Annotated in this window: 21 protein-coding genes; 4 read left to right on the forward strand and 17 right to left on the reverse strand. The window is 64.1% G+C overall.

The features are described from left to right. Position 1: 1 nt before the first annotated feature. Complete coding sequence (locus FJ958_RS15490; RefSeq protein WP_140744022.1) at positions 2-658, forward strand: amino acid ABC transporter permease; 657 nt, start codon at positions 2-4, stop codon at positions 656-658. Further along, complete coding sequence (locus FJ958_RS15495) at positions 655-1,302, forward strand: amino acid ABC transporter permease (RefSeq protein WP_140744024.1); 648 nt, start codon at positions 655-657, stop codon at positions 1,300-1,302. The genes FJ958_RS15490 and FJ958_RS15495 overlap by 4 nt, the downstream gene beginning before the upstream one ends. Positions 1,303-1,335: 33 nt before the next feature. Here FJ958_RS15495 and FJ958_RS15500 read toward each other — a convergent pair whose 3' ends face one another. The 10 genes from FJ958_RS15500 to gcvA all read right to left on the reverse strand — a co-directional run bounded on the left by FJ958_RS15500 (position 1,336) and on the right by gcvA (position 12,952). Then, a complete protein-coding gene (locus tag FJ958_RS15500) occupies positions 1,336-2,739 on the reverse strand; it encodes an MATE family efflux transporter (protein ID WP_140744026.1) in 1,404 nt (467 codons plus the stop codon). A 169-nt stretch (positions 2,740-2,908) separates the two neighbouring features. Continuing rightward, a complete protein-coding gene (locus tag FJ958_RS15505) occupies positions 2,909-4,495 on the reverse strand; it encodes an FGGY-family carbohydrate kinase (RefSeq protein ID WP_140744028.1) in 1,587 nt (528 codons plus the stop codon). Beyond that, positions 4,492-5,175, reverse strand: a complete 684-nt coding sequence (locus FJ958_RS15510) for an HAD family hydrolase (RefSeq protein WP_140744030.1) — start codon at positions 5,173-5,175, stop codon at positions 4,492-4,494. Before FJ958_RS15510 ends, FJ958_RS15505 begins: the two co-directional genes overlap by 4 nt. Before the next feature lie 15 nt (positions 5,176-5,190). Then, positions 5,191-6,669: a mannitol dehydrogenase family protein gene (locus FJ958_RS15515; RefSeq protein WP_140744032.1), complete on the reverse strand. Its 1,479-nt coding sequence runs from the start codon at positions 6,667-6,669 to the stop codon at positions 5,191-5,193. A gap of 174 nt (positions 6,670-6,843) precedes the next feature. Further along, positions 6,844-7,614, reverse strand: a complete 771-nt coding sequence (locus FJ958_RS15520) for an L-iditol 2-dehydrogenase (RefSeq protein ID WP_140744034.1) — start codon at positions 7,612-7,614, stop codon at positions 6,844-6,846. A gap of 2 nt (positions 7,615-7,616) precedes the next feature. Beyond that, on the reverse strand, positions 7,617-8,615 hold the full coding sequence (locus FJ958_RS15525; RefSeq protein ID WP_140744036.1) for an ABC transporter ATP-binding protein: 999 nt from the start codon (positions 8,613-8,615) through the stop codon (positions 7,617-7,619). A 63-nt stretch (positions 8,616-8,678) separates the two neighbouring features. Continuing rightward, on the reverse strand, positions 8,679-9,503 hold the full coding sequence (locus tag FJ958_RS15530) for a carbohydrate ABC transporter permease (protein WP_140744038.1): 825 nt from the start codon (positions 9,501-9,503) through the stop codon (positions 8,679-8,681). Positions 9,504-9,513: 10 nt separating this feature from the next. Then, entirely contained in the window at positions 9,514-10,386 is an 873-nt protein-coding gene (locus tag FJ958_RS15535; protein ID WP_140744040.1) for a sugar ABC transporter permease, read from the reverse strand. A 122-nt stretch (positions 10,387-10,508) separates the two neighbouring features. Further along, positions 10,509-11,819 (reverse strand): sugar ABC transporter substrate-binding protein, encoded by a 1,311-nt coding sequence (locus tag FJ958_RS15540; protein ID WP_140744042.1) that lies wholly within the window; start codon positions 11,817-11,819, stop codon positions 10,509-10,511. 227 nt (positions 11,820-12,046) lie between these two features. After that, positions 12,047-12,952, reverse strand: a complete 906-nt coding sequence (gene gcvA, locus FJ958_RS15545; protein WP_140744044.1) for a transcriptional regulator GcvA — start codon at positions 12,950-12,952, stop codon at positions 12,047-12,049. 110 nt (positions 12,953-13,062) lie between these two features. Here gcvA and FJ958_RS15550 point away from each other — a divergent pair, with 110 nt between their 5' ends. Then, positions 13,063-13,248 carry a hypothetical protein gene (locus FJ958_RS15550; protein WP_140744113.1) on the forward strand — a complete coding sequence of 62 codons (186 nt, stop codon included), beginning with the start codon at positions 13,063-13,065 and terminating at the stop codon, positions 13,246-13,248. A 64-nt stretch (positions 13,249-13,312) separates the two neighbouring features. On the opposite strand, the gene FJ958_RS15555 is transcribed toward FJ958_RS15550, so the two are convergent. Continuing rightward, complete coding sequence (locus tag FJ958_RS15555) at positions 13,313-14,272, reverse strand: sugar-binding transcriptional regulator (protein ID WP_140744046.1); 960 nt, start codon at positions 14,270-14,272, stop codon at positions 13,313-13,315. A gap of 244 nt (positions 14,273-14,516) precedes the next feature. Here FJ958_RS15555 and FJ958_RS15560 point away from each other — a divergent pair, with 244 nt between their 5' ends. After that, the gene (locus FJ958_RS15560) at positions 14,517-15,149 is read left to right on the forward strand and encodes an HAD family phosphatase (protein ID WP_140744048.1); all 633 of its coding nucleotides are present in this window, start codon (positions 14,517-14,519) and stop codon (positions 15,147-15,149) included. Between the two features lie 143 nt (positions 15,150-15,292). On the opposite strand, the gene FJ958_RS15565 is transcribed toward FJ958_RS15560, so the two are convergent. From FJ958_RS15565 to FJ958_RS15590, 6 genes are all read right to left on the reverse strand, one after another. Then, positions 15,293-16,060, reverse strand: coding sequence for a class II aldolase and adducin N-terminal domain-containing protein (locus FJ958_RS15565; RefSeq protein WP_140744050.1), 768 nt, complete (start codon positions 16,058-16,060; stop codon positions 15,293-15,295). A gap of 72 nt (positions 16,061-16,132) precedes the next feature. Continuing rightward, entirely contained in the window at positions 16,133-16,774 is a 642-nt protein-coding gene (ureG, locus tag FJ958_RS15570) for an urease accessory protein UreG (RefSeq protein ID WP_140744052.1), read from the reverse strand. Beyond that, on the reverse strand, positions 16,771-17,211 hold the full coding sequence (locus tag FJ958_RS15575; RefSeq protein WP_140744054.1) for a DUF3995 domain-containing protein: 441 nt from the start codon (positions 17,209-17,211) through the stop codon (positions 16,771-16,773). The genes ureG and FJ958_RS15575 overlap by 4 nt, the downstream gene beginning before the upstream one ends. After that, positions 17,208-17,879 (reverse strand): urease accessory protein UreF, encoded by a 672-nt coding sequence (locus FJ958_RS15580; RefSeq protein ID WP_140744056.1) that lies wholly within the window; start codon positions 17,877-17,879, stop codon positions 17,208-17,210. The genes FJ958_RS15575 and FJ958_RS15580 overlap by 4 nt, the downstream gene beginning before the upstream one ends. Beyond that, positions 17,872-18,462, reverse strand: coding sequence for an urease accessory protein UreE (ureE, locus tag FJ958_RS15585; protein ID WP_140744058.1), 591 nt, complete (start codon positions 18,460-18,462; stop codon positions 17,872-17,874). The genes FJ958_RS15580 and ureE overlap by 8 nt, the downstream gene beginning before the upstream one ends. Next, a complete protein-coding gene (locus FJ958_RS15590) occupies positions 18,459-19,064 on the reverse strand; it encodes a glutathione S-transferase family protein (protein WP_140744060.1) in 606 nt (201 codons plus the stop codon). The genes ureE and FJ958_RS15590 overlap by 4 nt, the downstream gene beginning before the upstream one ends. Positions 19,065-19,092: the final 28 nt, after the last annotated feature.

The following is a 19,092-nucleotide window of genomic DNA, read 5'->3' on the forward strand; positions in this document are numbered from 1 at the left end:
CGTGGCCTTCGGCTGGCTTCCGGGTGCCCTGGGCGACATCGCACACGGCGCGGCCACGACGATCCTGCTGATCGCCGTGACCACGCTGGCGGGAACGCTGCTCAGCATCCTGGGTGCCGCGGGACGGCGAAACGGCCCTGTGCTGCTTCGCCGGGCCATCGCCTGGTATGTCGAGGTGATGCGCAACACGCCGTTCCTGGTGCAGCTGTTCTTCATCTTCTTCGGCCTGCCGAGCCTCGGGGTCAGGCTCGACCCGATCCTGGCCGCCATGCTGGCGATGACGCTCAACATGGCGGCTTATACGATCGAGATCGTCGGTGCCGGGCTTGATGCCGTCCCGCTCGGGCAGACGGAAGCCGCCCTGGCACTCGGGCTGCGGCCACGCCAGGTGTTCATCAAGATCGTGCTGCCGCAAGCGCTAAAAATTATCTATCCCGCGCTCACCAGCCAGATCGTCATCATGATGCTGGAGTCCGCCGTGGTCTCGCAGATCGCGGTGCGCGAGCTCACCTACGAGGCCGACATGCTGCAGGCGCGCACGTTCCGGTCCTTCGAGACCTATTTCGTCGTGACGCTGGTCTATCTCCTGATGTCGATGGCCTTGCGCCGGCTTCTGGTCACCGGTGGGCGCCGCGCGCTCGGGGCTGGCGTGTCATGATCGAATTCACCTTCTGGGACATCGTGCGCAACCTCCTGCTGGCCACACGCTGGACGGTGCTGTTGTCATTGGCCGCCTTTGTCGGCGGCGCGGCGGTTGGAATGGCGGTGCTGTTCTTCAGGATCGCCAAGAATAAATGGAGCCGGCGCCTTGCCTCCGGCTACATCGCCCTGTTTCAGGGAACGCCGCTGTTGATGCAGCTCTTCCTGATGTTCTTCGGCCTGCCGATGCTCGGCCTGCGCATCGAGCCCTGGACCGCGGCGGTGCTCGGCCTCACCTTCTTCGCCAGTGCCTATCTTGCCGAGATCTGGCGTTCCGGCGTCGATGCATTGCCGCTTGGCCAATGGGACGCCGGCGCCAGCCTTGGCCTGCACTATCTGCAGGAGCTGCGTCTGATCATCCTGCCGCAGGCGTTCTCGATCACCCGCGCGCCGACGGTAGGCTTCCTGGTGCAGCTGATCAAGTCGACCGCGCTGACCTCGATCATCGGCTTCGAGGAACTGGTGCGGACCTCCAACGCCATCAACAACGCCACCTTCGAGCCTTTCAAGGTCTACGGGCTGGTGGCGCTGATCTTCTTCCTCATGTGCTTTCCGCTGACGCAATACGCCCGCCGGCTCGAACGGCGCGCTTCGGCGCGCTGACAGCCGAGAAGCAGCATCGGCGGCCGTTTTGCTTCAATGCCCGAAGGCGAGCGGCGGTGCCAAGCGGTCCCGGCGCAACCAGCGTGCCAAAAGCAGCGCCGCCACCACCGCCAGCCCGCTGGACAGCCCCATCCAGATGCCGACGCCGTGCAAGCCGAAATGGAAGGCCAGCAGCACGCCGAGCGGCAAGCCGACGCCCCAATAGCCGATCGCGGCATAGATCATCGGCACCTTGGTGTCGTGCAGGCCGCGCAGCATGCCGGCCGCAACCGCCTGGGCGCCGTCGAAGACCTGGAACAGGGCGGCAAAGACCAGGAACGACACGGCAAGCGCGATCACCCTGGCGTTGGCCGGGTTGGCGAGATCGATGAAGGCGCTGATCAGGAGATGCGGCCACAGGATCATAACCAACCCCATCAATGCCATGAACGAGACGCCGATGACGAAAGCGGTCCAGCCGGCACGCGACACCCCCTCCCGGTCGCCCGCGCCATGGGCAAGCCCGACGCGTACCGTCACCGCCTGGTTGAGGCCGAGCGGCACCATGAAGGAGATCGAGGCGATCTGGATGGCGATGGCGTGTGCTGCCAGCGAATCCGCATCGATCAGGCCCATCAGCAGCGCCGCGGCATTGAAGATCGTCACCTCGAAGGCGAGGATGCCGGCAATCGGCAGGCCGAGCCGCAGCAGGCCCTTGAAACGCGGCCAGTCGGACCGCCAGAAGCGGCCGAACAGGCGGTAGCGCCGGAACTTCTTCTCCCACATGACCACTACGGCCATGCCGACGAACATCAGCGTGCTGGAGAGCGTCGTGGCAAGGCCCGAGCCGGCGATGCCCATAGCCGGGACGCCGAGATTGCCGAACATGAACACCCAGTTGAACAGGGCGTTGCAGGCGACGGCGACGAAGACGATGATCAACGCCCAGCCCGGCCGCTCCAGCGCCGAGATGAACGAGCGCAGCACGATATAACCATAGAAGGGCAGCACCGCCCATTCCAGCCAGCGCAGATAGATGCCGGCCTGATGCGCCAGCGCGGGCTCCTGGCCCATGGCCAGCAGAATGGCCTCGCCGTGCCAAAGCACGAGCCAGATCGGGATCGAAATCAGGATCGCCAGCCACAGGCCCTGGCGCACGGTGCGGCGCAGGTCGCGCACGGAATGGCGGCGGCGGCCAAGCTCGGTGGCGATCATCGGCGAGGTCGCCAGCATCAGGCCGAGCCCGAAGATCAGCGGCATGAAATAGAGGTTGGCGCCAAGCGCGCCGCTGGCCAGCGTGTCCGCACCAAGGCGCCCCATCATCATGACGTCGGTGGCGGTCATCGCGGTCTGGCCGAGATTGGTCAGCACCATGGGCCAGGCGAGCGTCAGCGTCGCCCTGATTTCCTGACGCCAAAGATTTTCCGGCGCGCGAGCGCCGGCTCCGATCGCAGACATTGTTCCGCTCTTCCAGGCGCGGCGCGTCGGCGAAAAGCCGGAAGCCGCATGTCAAACCGCAAAAAAACCTTCGGTTTCGCTGCGTTTGCGTCAGCTTTTGTACGAAACGCGACATGAAGGCAAGGGAGGAGGTGCCGGAACAGATTGAGCCAGGCAGTCGGCCTTGGCTCTACCCAATCGCGTCGAGCGCTTGCCGCTGCCGGTGCATCTCCAGGAAAATCCGGTAGTCGCGATCGAAGCGCGCGCCGGCTGCCGGGTTGGCGGCGCGCGTCTTGCCGCCCTGCTGCATGGCAAGACAGGCGGCGTTGAGATCGGAGAACAGCCCTGCTGCGGTTGCGGCGACCATGCCGGTGCCGAGCAGCACCGCCTCGTCGGCCAGCGGCTCGACCACCGTGCAGCCGGTCGCATCGGCGTATAGTTCCATCAGAAGCGGGTTCTTGGTGTGGCCGCCGGTGACATGCAGCGTGTCGATCAGATAGCCGTTCTCGTTCAACGCCTCCAGCACATGGCGCACGCCGAGCGCGATGCCGACGGCGGTGCGCCAGTAGAGCTTGCACAGGCTGTCGAAGGAGGAATCCAGCGTCAGCCCACTGACGACGCCGACGGCGTGCGGGTCGGCGAGCGGCGAGCGGTTGCCGTGGAAATCCGGCAAAACGTGCAGCCTTTCGGCCAGCTTCTCGCCCTCGGCGGCGCGCAGTTCGGCGACACGCTTGGCGATCCTGGCGTGCATGGCGGCGTCCGGCTCGCCGCCGGCGCCGTGCCAGCGGATGATGTGGTCGAGCAGGGCGCCGGTGGCCGACTGGCCGCCTTCCGACAGCCACAGCTTCGGCAGCGCCGCGCCATAATAGGGGCCCCAGACGCCGGCGAAAGGCTGCGGGTCGGGCGACATCGCCATCACGCAGCTCGATGTGCCGGCGATCAGCGCCAGATGCCGGCCGATACCCTGTTCGTCGCCGGCGAAGCCGCCGAGCACGCCAAGCGCGCCGGCATAGGCATCGATGACCCCGGCGCCGACACGGCATTTCTCCGTCAGGCCGAGTTCGGCCGCCGCTTGCGGCGTCAACAGGCCGATATCGGCGCCAACCGGGCTTGCCTTTTCAGGGAGATTGCCGTGGTCGAAAAGATCGTCGAGGCCGACGATTTCGAAGAAATCGCGTTGCCATGCGATCTCCTGGTGCGCCAGATAGGTCCATTTGGCCGTCAGCGTGCATTGCGAGCGGGCCAGCGAGCCTGTCGCCTGCCAAGTGAGAAAATCGGTCAGGTCGAATAGATAGCCGGCTTCATTCCACGTATTTGGCAGGTTGCGCTTCAGCCACATCAGCTTCGGCGTCGCCATTTCCGGCGACATGACGCCGCCAATATAGTTGAGCACTTCGTGGCTGCTTGCCGTGCATTCGTCGGCCTCGGCAATGGCGCGGTGGTCCAGCCAGACAATGGTGTCCCAGCGCCTGTCGCCCGACACCGAGACACTGAGCTGTTCGCCCTGCCGGTCGCGCACGACCAGAGAACAAGTGGCGTCAAACGAGATGCCGATAACATCGTCAGCGGCAACGCCGGCCTTTTCGCGGGCGGCGTGCACGGCGGCGCAGACGGCGGACCAGATATCGCGCGAATCATGTTCGGCGTGATCGGGCTTTGGCTGGTTCATGGCGATCGGCCGGTCGGCGCGGCCAAGCAAGGTGCCACTGGTGTCGAGAATGCCCGCGCGAGCGCTCCCGGTGCCGACATCGACCGCGCAGACAAACTGTTTCGTCAAGATGCTCTAACTCTCGCTCCCAGGCCTGCAATCAGATCGGGCAATTGCAGCATGTCAGCGAATATAAAGTCAGGTTCGGTCGACGCAAGCCGCGCTTTCAGGGCCGGGTTGCCGGCATGCGACCCGCCGGTGAAGGCGAAGACACGCATACCAGCCGCGTGCGCCGCCGCAATGCCGGCCGGACTGTCCTCGATGACGAGGCATTTGCGCGGATGCGCCTGCATGCTGGCGGCGGCATGCAGGAACAGGTCGGGCGCCGGCTTGCCCCTGGCGACCATGGCAGCGCTGAACAGATGCGGCTCCAGGAACCCGAGCAGGCCGGTGACGTCCAGCGCATAACGGATGCGTTCCAGCGTGCCGGAGGAGGCGACACAGAATGGCTGGCCGAGCTTGGGAAGCATCTCCTTGACGCCGGGGATCGGTTTCAGCTCTTCACGGAACTTGCGCATGAGATCGACACGCATGGCGGTGAGATGCTGATCGGTGATCTCGAGCCCGAAATCGCGGCCGAGGATTTCGCGCACGCTTTTCATGCTCTTGCCGAGGAAATGCTCATAGGCGGCGTCCTCGCCGATGCTGCCACCGGCAAGTTCGATCATGCCGAGCAGCGCCGAGACGGAGAGCGCTTCGCTGTCGACCAGCACGCCATCGCAGTCGAAGATGACCAGTTCAGGCGTCATGGCGTCGGATGGCTCTCAGAGCTTGCCGTCGAGATAGCGTGTCAGCGTGGCGCGCGCGCCATTGGCCCACAGCACGTTGAGCGCATGGGCAAACGCCTCGACGAATGCCGTGGCGCGGCCGACATCGCCATAGATGTCGTCCATGGCCAGCCAGGCGGCGGGTGCGTCCTTTGCCGCCTTTGCCGTCGCCTGCAGCCGGTCCCAGCTCGGGTCGTTCGGCTCGATTACGGCGCCGCTGTCGGTGGCACCGAAGCAGTAGCGGCACCAGAGCGCCGATTCCAGCGCCAGGCCGGCGACGCTTTTTCCCGCCTTCAGGCGGTCGGCGATGGTCGGGATGATGAATTTCGGCTGGCGGTTGGAGCCGTCCAGGCAAAGCCGGCGCACCGTGTCGCCGATCTTGGGGTTGGAAAAGCGCTTCTCGATGAGTTGGTAATAATCCTCCAGCACCGTGTCCGGTACCGGCGGCACGGTCGGAATGATCTCGTCATGTTCGAGCTTGTCGAGAAAGCCGCGAACCAGCGGCTCCTGCATCGCCTCATGGACGAAATGGATGTCCATCAGCCCGGCCGGATAGGCAATGGTGGCGTGGCCGCCATTGAGGATGCGGATCTTCATCAATTCATAGGGAGCGACATCCCTGACGAACTGCACGCCGACCTTCTCCAGCGCTGGGCGGCCGGCGGTGAAATGGTCCTCCAGCACCCATTGCTTGAACGGTTCGCAGAATACCGGCCAGCTGTCCTCAACGCCAAAGTCCTTGGCCAGGATGCCGCGCTCGCGATCCGTGGTGGCCGGCGTGATGCGGTCGACCATGGCGTTCGGAAAGGCGACATTGTCGGCAACCCAGGTCGCCAGGTCCTCGTCGATCAGGCGGGCGAGCCCAATGACGCCATCCGAGGTGACATGGCCGTTGTGAGGGATGTTGTCGCAGGACATCACGGTGAACGGCACGATGCCGTCGTCGCGGCGGCGCATCAGGCCGGCGAGGATGATGCCGAACACCGTCTTCGGCACAGCGCCCGGCTGGGCGTCGGCGACGATGTCGGGATGGGTCGGATTGAAGACGCCGGAGGCCGGGTCGATGAAATAGCCGCCTTCGGTGATGGTCAGCGAAACGATCCTGATCGCCGGGTCGGCAAGTCGTTCGATGATTCCGGCCGCATCGCCCGGCATCAGGAAATCGACCATCGCGCCGGTGACGCGGGCGCTCATGTGGCCCTCGTCCTGCTCGACCACGGTGGTCAGCCAGTTCTGCTCTTCCAGCTTAGCGCGGCCGATCTTCTCGCCGGCGAAGACGCCGGCGCCGACCAGCGCCCAGTCGTGGCCGAGTCCGGCATTGAACAGGTCGTCGAGATAGACGGCCTGATGCGAGCGATGGAAGTTGCCGACGCCGAAATGCACGATGCCGGCCTTCAGTTTGGAACGGTCGTATTTCGGTCCCGCGACGTTGGCGGGAAGCCTGGCGAGATTGGAAGAAGAGAGTTTCACGGTCATCTGCTTTACCCTTTGGCCGGGCTGCGGCCCTTGATCATTCTCCCTCTCCCCGTCCTTCACGGGGAGAGGGTAAGGGTGAGGGGCAGCGCCAACGCTTCTGATGTCTGCGATGCCCCTCATCTGCCTGCCGGCCTCCTCTCCCCGCGGAGGTACGGGAAGAAGAGGCCGCCCCCCTCAACTCATCCACTGGCCGCCATCGACATTGTAGGTCTGGGCGACGATGTATTCGGCGTCGCTGCTGGCCAGAAACACCGCCATGCCGGCAAGATCCTGTGCCGTGCCCATGCGTCCATAGGGCACACTCTCGCCGACCAGCCTCTTCTTCTCGCCCTTCGGCCGGTTCTCGTATTTGGCAAACAGCGAATCGACGTGGTCCCAGTGCTCGCCATCGACGACGCCGGGCGCGATGGCGTTGACGTTGATGCGATGCTTGATGAGGTCGAGCCCCGCCGACTGGGTCAGCGAGATGACGGCGGCCTTGGTGGCGCAATAGACGCCCACCAGGGCCTCGCCGCGCCGTCCGGCCTGGCTCGCCATATTGATGATCCTGCCGCCCTTGCCCCGCGCGATCATCGAGCGTGCCGCCGCCTGCAACATGAACAGCGTGCCGGCCACATTGACGGCGAACAACTTTTCATAGCTCGCCCTGGATATTTCGACGATCGGCGCCAGGTCGAACAAGGCGGCGTTGTTGATCAGGATGTCGAGGCCGCCGGCCTTGTCTTCCACCGCCTTTACCGCGGCGTCGATGGATGCCTGGTCCGTGACGTCGAGCTTCACCGCATAGGTGCCGCCGCCAATCTCGGCGGCCGTCTTCCGAGCGGCCTCGAGGTTGATGTCGGCAATCGCGACGATAGCGCCTTCGCGCACATAGGCTTCGGCGAAGGCCTTGCCGATGCCGCGCGCCGAACCCGTGATCAGCGCAGATTTGCCAGCCAGTCGCATGCTTACATCGCCTTTCCGTCAGGACCGAAGCGATGCAGCTTGGCTTTGTCTGGCGTCAGGTAGATCGTGTCGCCGTGATGGACGGCCAGTTCGCCGTCGGCGCGGACCGTCAGTGGGCCGACGCTATCGGCCTGGACATGCAGGAATGTGTCGGATCCCAAATGCTCGGCCACGCCGACGGTCGCCTTCCAGTCGCCCGCCGTTGTCGAGATCTGCATGTGCTCGGGTCGGATGCCGATGGTCTTGGCGCCGTATTTGGCGGCGGGCGCGCCCTCGATGAGGTTCATTTTAGGCGAGCCGATGAAGCCGGCGACGAACAGATTGTTCGGGCTTTTGTAGAGCTCCATCGGCGAGCCGACCTGCTCGATGTTGCCGGCGTTCAGCACGACGATCTTGTCGGCCATGGTCATGGCTTCGACCTGGTCGTGGGTGACGTAGACCATCGTGGTCTTGAGCTGGTGGTGCAGTTCGCTGATCTCCAGCCGCATCGTGCCGCGCAGCGCCGCGTCGAGGTTGGACAGCGGCTCGTCGAACAGGAAGGCCGAGGGCTGGCGCACGATGGCGCGGCCGATGGCGACGCGCTGGCGCTGGCCGCCGGAGAGCTGGCCCGGGCGGCGCTCGAGATAGTTGGTGAGGTTCAGGACGCGCGCCGCGTCCTTCACCTTCTTGTCGATCGTCGCCTGATCCTCGCCCGCCATCTTCAGCGGGAAGGCGATGTTCTTGGCCACGGTCATGTGCGGGTAGAGCGCATAGGACTGGAACACCATCGCGAGCTTGCGCTTGGCCGGCGCCTCGCCGGTGACGTCACGGCCGTCGATGTTGATGGTGCCGCCGCTGGTGTCCTCCAGCCCGGCGATCAGCCGCAGCAGCGTGGACTTGCCGCAACCCGACGGGCCGACGAAGACGACGAACTCGCCATTCTCGATCACCAGGTCGAGGCCGGGGATGATGGAGGTCGATCCGAAGGATTTGGAGACGTTCTTGAGCGTGATGTTTCCCATGATTTCCTCCCCGAGGGGTTATTGTCCGCCGTCTGTTTGTTCGTGGCGCTGCCGGTCTGCCCGCTACTTCACGGCACCGAATGTCAGGCCGCGCACCAGCTGCTTCTGGCTGAACCAGCCCATGATCAGGATCGGTGCGATCGCGAGAGTGGAGGCCGCCGAAAGCTTGGCCCAGAACAGGCCTTGCGGGCTGGAGAAGGAACTGATGAAGGCGGTGAGCGGCGCGGCATCCGTTGTGGTCAGGCGGATCGTCCAGAACGCCTCGTTCCAGGCCAGGATGATGTTGAGCAGCATGGTCGAAGCAATGCCCGGCACCGCCATCGGGGTCAGCACATAGATGATCTCGTTCCATAGCGAGGCGCCGTCCATGCGCGCCGCTTCCAAGATCTCGCCGGGGATTTCGCGGAAGTAGGTGTAGAGCATCCACACCACGATCGGCAGGTTGATCAGCATCAGCATCACCATCAGGCCGATGCGGCTGTCGAGAAGGCCGGTGTCACGGAAGATCAGATAGATCGGGAACAGCACGGCGACCGCCGGCATCATCTTGGTGGACAGCATCCACATCAATATGTCCTTGGTCCGCTTGGTCGGCGAGAACGCCATCGACCATGCCGCCGGTATCGCCACCAGCAGGGCGAGGATGGTCGAGCCGACCGAGAGCAGCACCGAGTTCAGGAAGAACTTGAAGTAGCCGCTCTGCGCCTGAACCTCGGAATAGCTCTCGAATGTTCCCGACGGGATCAGGTTGAAGCCCTGGATCGCCTCCTGTTCCGATTTGAACGAGGTGATGATCGTATAAAGGATCGGGAAAAAGATCAGCAGGGCGACGATCCAGGCGGCCGCCGTCGCGATGGTCTTGTGCCGGGTGGTGACTGCGCGTGCCATCTTTTCCTCCTTACTTGTCCAGGTTCTTGCCGACGGCGCGCATGGCGAAGAAGGCGACGATGTTGGCGAGAATGACGGCGATCACACCGCCCGCGGATGCCTGGCCGATTTTGAACTCCAGCAGCGCCTTCTGGTAAACGAGGAAGGGCAGGTTGGTGGAGGCGTAGCCGGGGCCGCCATTGGTGGTGACGAGGATTTCGGCATAGACCGAGAGCAGGAAGATCGTCTGGATCAGGATGACGACGGTGATCGCCCGCGACATGTGCGGCAGCGTCAGATAGATGAAGCGGCTGATGAAGCCGGCGCCGTCCATCTCGGCGGCTTCCTTCTGCTCGCCGTCGAGCGACTGCAGCGCGGTCAGGAGGATCAATGTCGCGAAAGGCAGCCACTGCCAGGCGACGATGATGATGATCGCCGTCATCGGATGCTGCCCGAACCAGTCGATTGGTTGTGCCCCGAAGAAGCGCGCTATGTCGGCGAACACACCATATTGCGGGTGCATTATCATGTTCTTCCAGACCAATGCGGCCACCGGCGGCATGACGAAGAACGGCGAGATGACGAGGATGCGCACGATCCCCTGGCCCCACATCGGCTGATCGATGAGCAGCGCCAGCAGGATGCCGCCGATCACCGTGATCAGCAGCACGCTGATGACGAGTGTGAGCGTGTTGAGGATCGATTGCAGGAAGGCCGGGTTGGAATAGAAGAGCTTGTAATTGGAGAACCAGACAAATCCATCGTGGACCGGATTGAGCGGGTTGTACTGGAGGAATGAGAACCAGATGGTGAAGATCAGCGGCACGATCATCCAGACGAACAGCAGCACCACGGAAGGCGCCATCATGAATCGGGCAAGCGAACGGGTCTGCTGAGTAGCCATGACGGTCACCCTTCAAGGATCAGGCTGAATTTTCAGAGGCATTGAAGACGGCCGCCCGAACTGGGTTTCGGGCGGCCGTTGCCGGTCAGCAAGCTGGCCGGCATTCGGCACCGGGAGGAGCCTTACTTGATATACCCGCCCTCGGTCATCGTCGCGGTGGCGGCGTCCTGGGCCTGCTTCAGCGCATCGTCGACGCTCGACTGGCCGGCAAGAGCCGCCGAGAAGAGTTGGCCGACGGTGGTGCCAAGACCCTGGAACTCAGGGATGGCGACGAACTGCACGCCGACATAGGGCACCGGCTTGACGGTCGGATGCGTCGGATCGGCGGCGTTGATGGACTCCAGCGTCATCTTGGCGAACGGAGCCGCCTTCTGGTACTCGGGGTTGGCGTAGAGCGAGGAGCGCGTGCCCGGAGGAACGTTGGCCCAGCCTTCCTTCGACGCGACGAGCTCCGCATAGTGCTTGCTGGTCGCCCACGACACGAACTTCTCCGCGGCGTCAGCCTTCTTGGTGCCGGCGGGAATGGCCAGCGACCAGGCCCACAGCCAGTTGCCGCGCTTGCCCAGGCCGTTGTCGGGCGCCAGCGCATAGCCGACCTTGTCGGCGACGGTCGAATTCTTCGGATCGGAGACGAAGGATGCCGCGACGGTGGCGTCGATCCACATGCCGCACTTGCCCTGCTGGAACAGCGCCAGGTTCTCGTTAAAGCCGTTCGACGAAGCGCCTTCCGGACCGTCGGCCTTCATCAGGTCTACGTAGAACTGCAGCGTCTTCTTCCATTCGGGCTGGTCGAACTGCGGCTTCCAGTTCTCGTCGAACCAGCGGGCGCCGAAGGAGTTCGACATCGCGGTCAGGAAGGCCATGTTCTCGCCCCAGCCGGCCTTGCCGCGCAGGCAGACCCCGTTCACGCCGTTGGCGCGGTCGGTCATCTTGTCGGCGGCCTGCTTGATGAAGTCCCAGGTCGGCGCGTCGGGCATCTTCAGGCCGGCCTTCTCCATCAGGTCCTTGCGGTACATGACGAAGGAGCTTTCGCCATAGAAAGGCGCGGCATAGAGCTTGCCGTCGACCGAAAGGCCACCGGCAATGGCCGGGATGATGTCCTTGACATCGTAGTCGGCGCCGAGCTTGTCGAGCGGCAGGAGCCAGCTCTGCTTGGCCCAGATCGGAACCTCATAGGTCCCGATGGTCATCACGTCATACTGGCCGCCCTTGGTGGCAATGTCGGTGGTGACGCGCTCACGCAGCACGTTTTCCTCGAGCGTGACCCAGTTGAGCTGGATGTCGGGATTGGCCTTGGTGAAGTCGTCGGTCAGCTTCTGCATGCGGACCATATCGCCATTGTTGACGGTGGCGATGGTGATGGATTCGGCATGTGCGGCGAAGGCGAGGGCGCTGGCCGACAACAAGCCCAGGGTGAGCGTGCGAAGTTTCATCAAATTCCTCCCATAAACCAAGATGAGCATTTGCCTTGGCTGTGAGCAATTACTCACTTAGTCTTAATTATGTCAAGACGGATTCGATGCTGCAGCGCAGCACGCGACCCAAGAATGGCAACAAAACGGCCGAGGATCGGGGGCGCGATGGTGGGGCTGCCGCCGCCTGAGGTCAGGCAGTGGGATCAAAATCTTTGAAATCGTATGTCGGTTCCGTCGCCTGCCGATCAGCAGGCGATCTCAGCCAACAGCCAGTCGCGGAAGGCGCGGATCTTCGGCACGTTGCGGCGCGCTTCGGGATAGACCAGCCAGTAGGCGTGGCCATCGTCTCCGACCAGGTCGAAGGGCTGGATCAGGCGGCCGTCGGCGAGTTCGGCCTTGAACAGCGCTCTGGTCAGGATCGCCACGCCATGGCCGGCGATCGCGGCATTGGCCTCATAGGCTTGCGCGCCCATGCTGCTGCCGGGCCGCTTGGCAAGGTCGTGCGCGTGCACGCCGGCGGTTTCGAACCACTGTGTCCACCAGATGTCACCGGGATCGAGGATCGGCAACCGCAGCAGGTCGGCCGGCTCCTTGATGCCGCCAATGCTCGCAGCGAGCTTGGGGCTCAGCATCGGCGTGAAATCGGCGTCAAGCAGCTTGTGGGCTTCCAGCCCCGGCCATTTGCCGCCGCCCGAACGGATGGCGAGGTCGACGTCCTCGCGGGCGAAATCCGTCAATCGACTTGACGTCTCCAGCCGCACCGCATGCGACGGATGAGCGATCTGGAAAGAGCCGAGGTGGTGCGCCAGCCAGTTCGAGGCGAAGGTCAGCACAGTCGTGACGCACAGCAAACCATCCGCGCCGCCACGCGCCGCGGCATAGGCCTGGCCGAGAATGGCAAAGGCTTCGCTGACAGCTGGTGCCAGGCGCTGTCCGGCTTCGGTCAGCGCAATCTGGCGTGGGCGCCTCAGGAACAGCGGCGCTCCGATCCGCTCCTCCAGCACCTTGATCTGATAGCTGACCGCCGCCTGCGTCATGGCAAGCTCCTCGGCGGCCTTGGTGAAGGAAAGATGCCGCGCCACCGCTTCGAACACCCGGATAGCCTGCAGCGGCGGGAGTTGCGAAACCTGGCGCGAGCTGAGGTCCGGCATAAAACCTCCTTATGGGTCCTTATCCACGTTCGATTGGCAAAGCTGGCCGGCAAGACCGACATTCAGTGTCAACCCGTCATTCGGGTTCAGGATAGCGAAGGTTGACGATCATGACCATGGCGCAGCAAAAGTGCACTCCCGCTCCGGATCACCGCTGGATTTCGTGGCTCACGGACGGTTTTGGCTGGTTCGCGATCAGAAAAAGGGCGCATCTCGACATCAGGGACCTGTCGCCGCATCTGCAGCGCGACCTCGGTTTCCTCGATGGCAACGACCCTTTCGGGCGGCACAGATAGCCCTGTTGGCTTTATCGCGACGCGGACGACATCGGCCCATTCCGCCGGCAGCAGCGGCTGTCGGTCAGACGCCGGCCAAAAGGGCGGTCGCCGTCCGCTCATCGGTGATGAGCCCGTTGACCAGACGGCGGTTCACGGCCGCCAGTATGCCCGGCAGCTTGCGCTCGCCCATGGCCAGCGCAATGACCAGCGACTTCTCGCGCGATGGCAGCGACGCCGACGACACGCGGTCGTTGGTGATGCCTTCGATCATCCGTCCGTCGCGATCGAACACCCAGCCGACGATCTCGGCAATGCCGCCTGCCTTCTGCAAGGCCTTCAACTCGGTTTCGGAAATGAAGCCGTCCTCGTAGAGCGGCGCCTTTGGGCCGAGGTCGCCGATGCCGACGAAGGTGACGTCGGCTTCGGCGGCGAGCGCCAGCGTCGGCTGGATCATCGGCTGGTTGAGCAGCATCTCGCGCTCCTGCGGCGAGGAGGCGATGACCGGTAGCGGCATCGGGAAGGAGCGCGCCTTGACCCTGTCGGCCATGGTGAAGATGACGTTGTAGAAGGCGGCCGAACCGTCCGGCGAGATGTTGCCGGTCAAGGACACTACCTTGTGCTGCGGACATTCCATCGGCGGCAATTGTTCGATCGCCGCCTTCAGCGTGCGGCCTGTGCCGATCGCGAGCACGATCGGAATCGGCGATCTCAATCGCCTTTCGATCTCGGCTGCAGCCGCCTCGGCAATGCCGATAGTCGTCGACGACGAGGTCGGGTCGCTCGGCACAACCTCGACGAGATCGAGCGCGAAGCGAGATTTCAGCCGCGCCGCCAGGTCCAGGCAGTTGGCGATTGGATGGTCGACGCGGACCTTGATCAAGCCTTCCGACACAGCCAGCGACACCAGCCGCTGCGCGGTCTGCCGCGAGATGCCGAGTGTGGCTGCGATCTGGTCCTGTGTGTTGCCGGCAACATAATAGAGCCAGCCGGCGCGCGCCGCGTCGTCCAGCCTGTTGCTGCCGCCATCCTGCCGGGTATTCACGTCCTGCCTCCCAAACCCGCTGATCACACGAGCGGTCCGCTTCTAGTTTCGCAGGGAACGGCTCTCTGCGCAATTGTCAATCTCAAGAGCAAATGCTTGCTTGCGTATCCGGGTTGATTTTGCCGCACGATGTCTTTGCCGGGCCAAGCGGGTGGTCTTGTTCCCGGCCGATGGCACGTTCTGTCGCTCGGATGGTTTATCTCCCGGTGTAAACCCTTTAAGGGATCGCAAAAAGGAGCGCTGCATGACACCGAAGGCGGTTTTCTGGGACATGGACGGCACGCTGGTCGACAGCGAACCGCTGCATGCGGCGGCCCTGGTGGCTGCAATGCACAATGCCGGCCTCGAGCCGCCGGCCGACCTGCACGAGCGCGTGCTGGGCGTTGCCGCCTGGCCGGTCTACGAGATGATGCGCGACGAGTTCGGTCTTGATATGCCTTTCGACGACTGGATCATGCGCAAGTACGAGCACTATCTGCCATTGGTGGAAGGTCTCAAGCCGCGTCCCGGCGCCGTCGAGGTCTTCAATGAATTGCGCGCGCTTGGCGTGCAGCAGGCGGTGGTCTCCAATTCGGACCGGATGATCGTGGACGCCAATCTGCACATGGTCGGGCTGACCTATCCCGGCATGAAGTCGATCAGCCGCAACGACGTGCGCGAAGGCAAGCCGCACGCCGAACCCTTCCTGCGCGCCGCCTATCTCGCGGGTGTCGATCCCGCGCACGCGGTTGCGGTCGACGACAGTTGGCCGGGCGCCATGGCCGGACTGGCGGCGGGGATGAAGACGATCTTCTGGCCGGAAGCGCCGATGGAAGGGCCGCCTGGCGCTATCGTCATCAACAGCGCGGTGGAATTGCGCAGGGAACTCGGGCTCTGAGCGAGAATTAACATAGGTTCGCGCTGCCCCTCATCCGCCTGCCGGCACCTTCTCCCGTTAGGAACGGGGAGAAGGGCAGCGCCAAGCTCACAAAATCAAGTGGAGCTCGCGAGAGCCGCAGCATCAGCTAAAACGCGGGATCTTCAGTTCCGGTAGACCGGTTCCTGCTCATCGAGGATCGCCTTCAACTCTGCGAGATGACGTTCTGCCTGGCCGGGATAGTCGTCCATCTCGGCTGCTGTCTTCTCGGCGATGGCGTCGGACAGCGTACGCAGCGGACGGCCGGTCCACAGCGCCTTGATGTAGGTCTCGGCGGCGCGCTCGAAATAAAACATGCGGTTGAAGGCATCGGCGACCGTATCGCCGATCACCAGCACGCCGTGATTGCCCATCACCATCACCTTGACCTTGGGATCGGTCAGAAGCTGCGAGCAACGCTCGCCCTCCTCCTCGAAGGCCAGCCCGCCATAGTGGGCGTCGACGACATGGCGATTGAAGAACATCGCCGAATTCTGGTCGATCGGCGGCAATGTCGAGTCGGCGAGCGAGGCCAGCACCGTGGCGTGGATGGAATGGACATGCATGACGCAGCGCGCGTGCGGCACATTGCGATGGATGGCGCCGTGCAGGCCCCACGCCGTCGGGTCGGGCGCGGCGGGGCCGGACAGCGTGTCAGGGTTGTTGGCATCGATCTCGATCAGGTCGCTCGCCTTGATGCGCGAGAAATGCACCTGGTTGGGATTCATCAGGAACCTGGTGCCGTCCTCGTTGACGGCCAGCGAGAAATGGTTGGCCACCGCTTCGTGCATGTTGAGCCGCGCCGTCCAGCGAAAGGCACAGGCGAGATCGACGCGCTCCTCGTAAAAGGGCAGGTTGGTCAGCGTTTCCCTTGGCAGGCGGGCAATGCTCATGAAAAATCCTCCGAGTTTTGGAAAGAATGCCGCGCTCCGCTGGTGCCCGCAACCGCTTTCGTTTGGTGCAGGCTACGCTGCGGTGCTCGCGGTAGCGCTCGCCCTCAGCCCGCTATGCTCGACGATGAAGTCGATGACTTCCTGCAGGCCCTTGCCGCGTGACAGGTCGGTGAAGCCGAACGGCCGCTTGCCGCGCATGCGGGCGGCGTCGCTTTCCATGACATCGAGATTGACGTTCACATAGGGCGCCAGGTCGCTCTTGTTGATGATCAGGAAATCGGAGCGGGTGATCGCCGGTCCGCCCTTGCGCGGGATTTCCTCACCCTGGCAGACCGAGATGACGTAGAGGGTGAGATCCGCCAGGTCCGGCGAGAAGGTGGCGGCAAGGTTATCGCCGCCGGATTCGATGAAGATGATGTCGAGGTCCGGGAATTTGCGGTTCAGCTCGGCGATCGCCTGCAAATTGATCGAAGCGTCCTCGCGAATGGCGGTGTGCGGACACCCGCCCGTCTCGACGCCGACGATGCGGTCCTCCGGCAGCGCCTGCAGCCGGGCCAGCATCATGGCGTCTTCCCTGGTGTAGATATCGTTGGTGACGACGGCGATGGAAAATTCGTCCCGCAGCGCCTTGCAGAGTTTTTCGGTGAGCGTCGTCTTGCCCGAGCCGACGGGGCCGCCAATGCCGACGCGAAGGGGACCGTTGGGCTGCGTCATGTTGGGAACTCCGTGACGGCAAGGACTGCGAAACCGAGCCCGATCAATACGCACAGCGGCGAATAGTAGCGGACATCGAGTCGCGCGAAAGGCTGCTCGGGCGCCAGCCGCCGCCACCACGGCGTGAAGCCGGCAATACCGCGCCCCAGGAACACCAGTCCGATGAGCAGCGACGTGGCGGCGAGGCCCTCGCGGGGAAAGGGCGAGGCAAAGAATCCGATGAGCGCCAGCGGCCAGAGCGTTGCCAGGCAAAGGCACGCCGCGACGGCGAAACTGGCGAAAGGCGTCGGCATTTCATCGACGCCGCGAAATCCGACCACCGCGCGGGCGCAGGTCGCGGCGTCCTTGCCCGGCCAGACGCCGCCGATACCCCAATAGACATGCAGCGCGGTGATCAGCAGCAGGACGAATGAAAGGATGAAGGCAAGGAGGATCATGAGCGGAACAGCCGCGAATACTGGGTTTCGTGGCTCATCGCCATCACGTCGGAGACGAAGGCGCAGCCGCCGAGATCATCCAAAGTCGAGCGGGAAGCGCGGGCGGCGGTCGCCAGGGCCAGCGGCTCGAAGCCAGCCAGCAGCGCGGTGGCTTCGTTCTGCCCGATGGTGCCGAGGCGGATGGCCGCCTGGACGAGATTGGAGAAAAAGCCTTGCAGGAAGGCGGACAGCGCACTTGGAAGCGCGATGCCATGGCCGCCGGCCACCGCGCCGACAGCGACGCAATAGGCGCAATCGGCCGGCAAGCGCCCCAGCACCGGATTGGGCCATGCGGCGGCGGCCTTCAGAAAGGCGGCCCCTTGCAGCGTGGTCTCGCTGTGGCGTTCCCGCGAGCCGGCGAGCGCCTCGGCCAGCGCCGCGACTTCGTCGAGATCGCCGGCTGTGCGGGCGCGCCGCCAACTCTCGGCGAACAGCACCGCATCGTTCCAGCCGGAGCCCATCTCGACCAGCGTCTCCAGCCATTGGGCGAGGCTCCCGGCATCGCTGACCAGCCCATCATGCACCGCCCGCTCCAGGCCGTGGCTGTAGGCAAAGCCGCCGACCGGAAAGGTAGGCGACAGCCACGCCATCAGCCGCAGCAGCGCCATGTTCGAAGGTTGGTCAGTCATGATCGTGATGGTCGTGCGAATGGCTGTGTGAATGCGCCTCGCTGTGACTGTGGCCATGACTGTGCGCTTCGGCGTGGGCATGAGCGTGGCCGTGGTCATGTCCATGCGCGCCGCCATGGGCGGAATAGGCGCCGCGCACCGGCTTGAACGGCTCGGAGACGTCGGTCACCGTGGCGCCTAGCCCCTGCAGCATCGCCTTGATGACGTGGTCGCGCAGGATGAGGATGCGGTGCGCCTCGATCGCCGCCGCCAGATGGCGGTTGCCGATGTGCCAGGCAAGCTCGGCCAGATGCACGGCGTCGCGGGCGCGGATGTCATGGACCTCTTCCGGCGCGGCGGCGATCTCGATATGGCGGCCATCCTCCAGCACCAGCCGGTCGCCGTCGTTCAGGGCAACGGGCTCGGGCAGGTCGACCAGCACCTTGCTGCCGTCGACGAGTTCGATGGCGCGGCGGCGCAGATGCCGCTCGTCATGAGCAAGAACCGCGCGGCCCGCCGGCGCCGTGGTCCCGGCCTCGTTTCCCGTCAGCACCGAAACGGCGCGCGGGAATTTGGTGAAATCGATCTTGATATCGAGCTTCATGTCATGGCTCCGCCATTAGCTTGTGCCCGCGCACGGGCAGGGCGCGAAAGCACCCCGTCGAAATAGGCATTGACGCGCTCGGAGTCGATCGGGAAACGGCCGGCGCGCGCCCAGGCGCCCATGTCGCCGAGCAGGATATCGACAGCCGAGAATCGGTCGCCGAGCGCGAACGGCTTGTCGCCAAGCCGGCGGTCCAGCGCCTTGACCTCCGAGGCGAAATCGTAGGCCGCCGCGGGACCGACATCGACCCGGACCTCCTTGGGCAGGAGAAAGCGGTGGCGCAGCTTGTTCCACAGCGGTGCCTCGAACTCGCTCTGGGCGAAATGCATCCAGGAATCCATTTCCGCGCGGCCGGCAACACCGGGATTGGCGCCCATCCCCTTCTCGGCGTGCTTGTCGGCCAGATAGACGCAGATCGCCGCCGAATCCGTTACCGTCAGTTCGCCGTCGATGAGGATTGGCACCTTGCCCGACGGGTTGAGCGCATAGGCCTCCGGCGAGCGCAGTTTGACCTCGGTGAATTCATAGGGTTGCCCGAGTTCCTCGAGCATCCAGAGGACGCGGCTGACCCGGGATCCGCGCGATCCGATGGCCTTGTACATGAGAACCTGCCTTTTCCCCGGACTCTAG

The sequence above is a fragment of the Mesorhizobium sp. B2-3-5 genome, assembly GCF_006442395.1.
GTDB lineage: Bacteria > Pseudomonadota > Alphaproteobacteria > Rhizobiales > Rhizobiaceae > Mesorhizobium.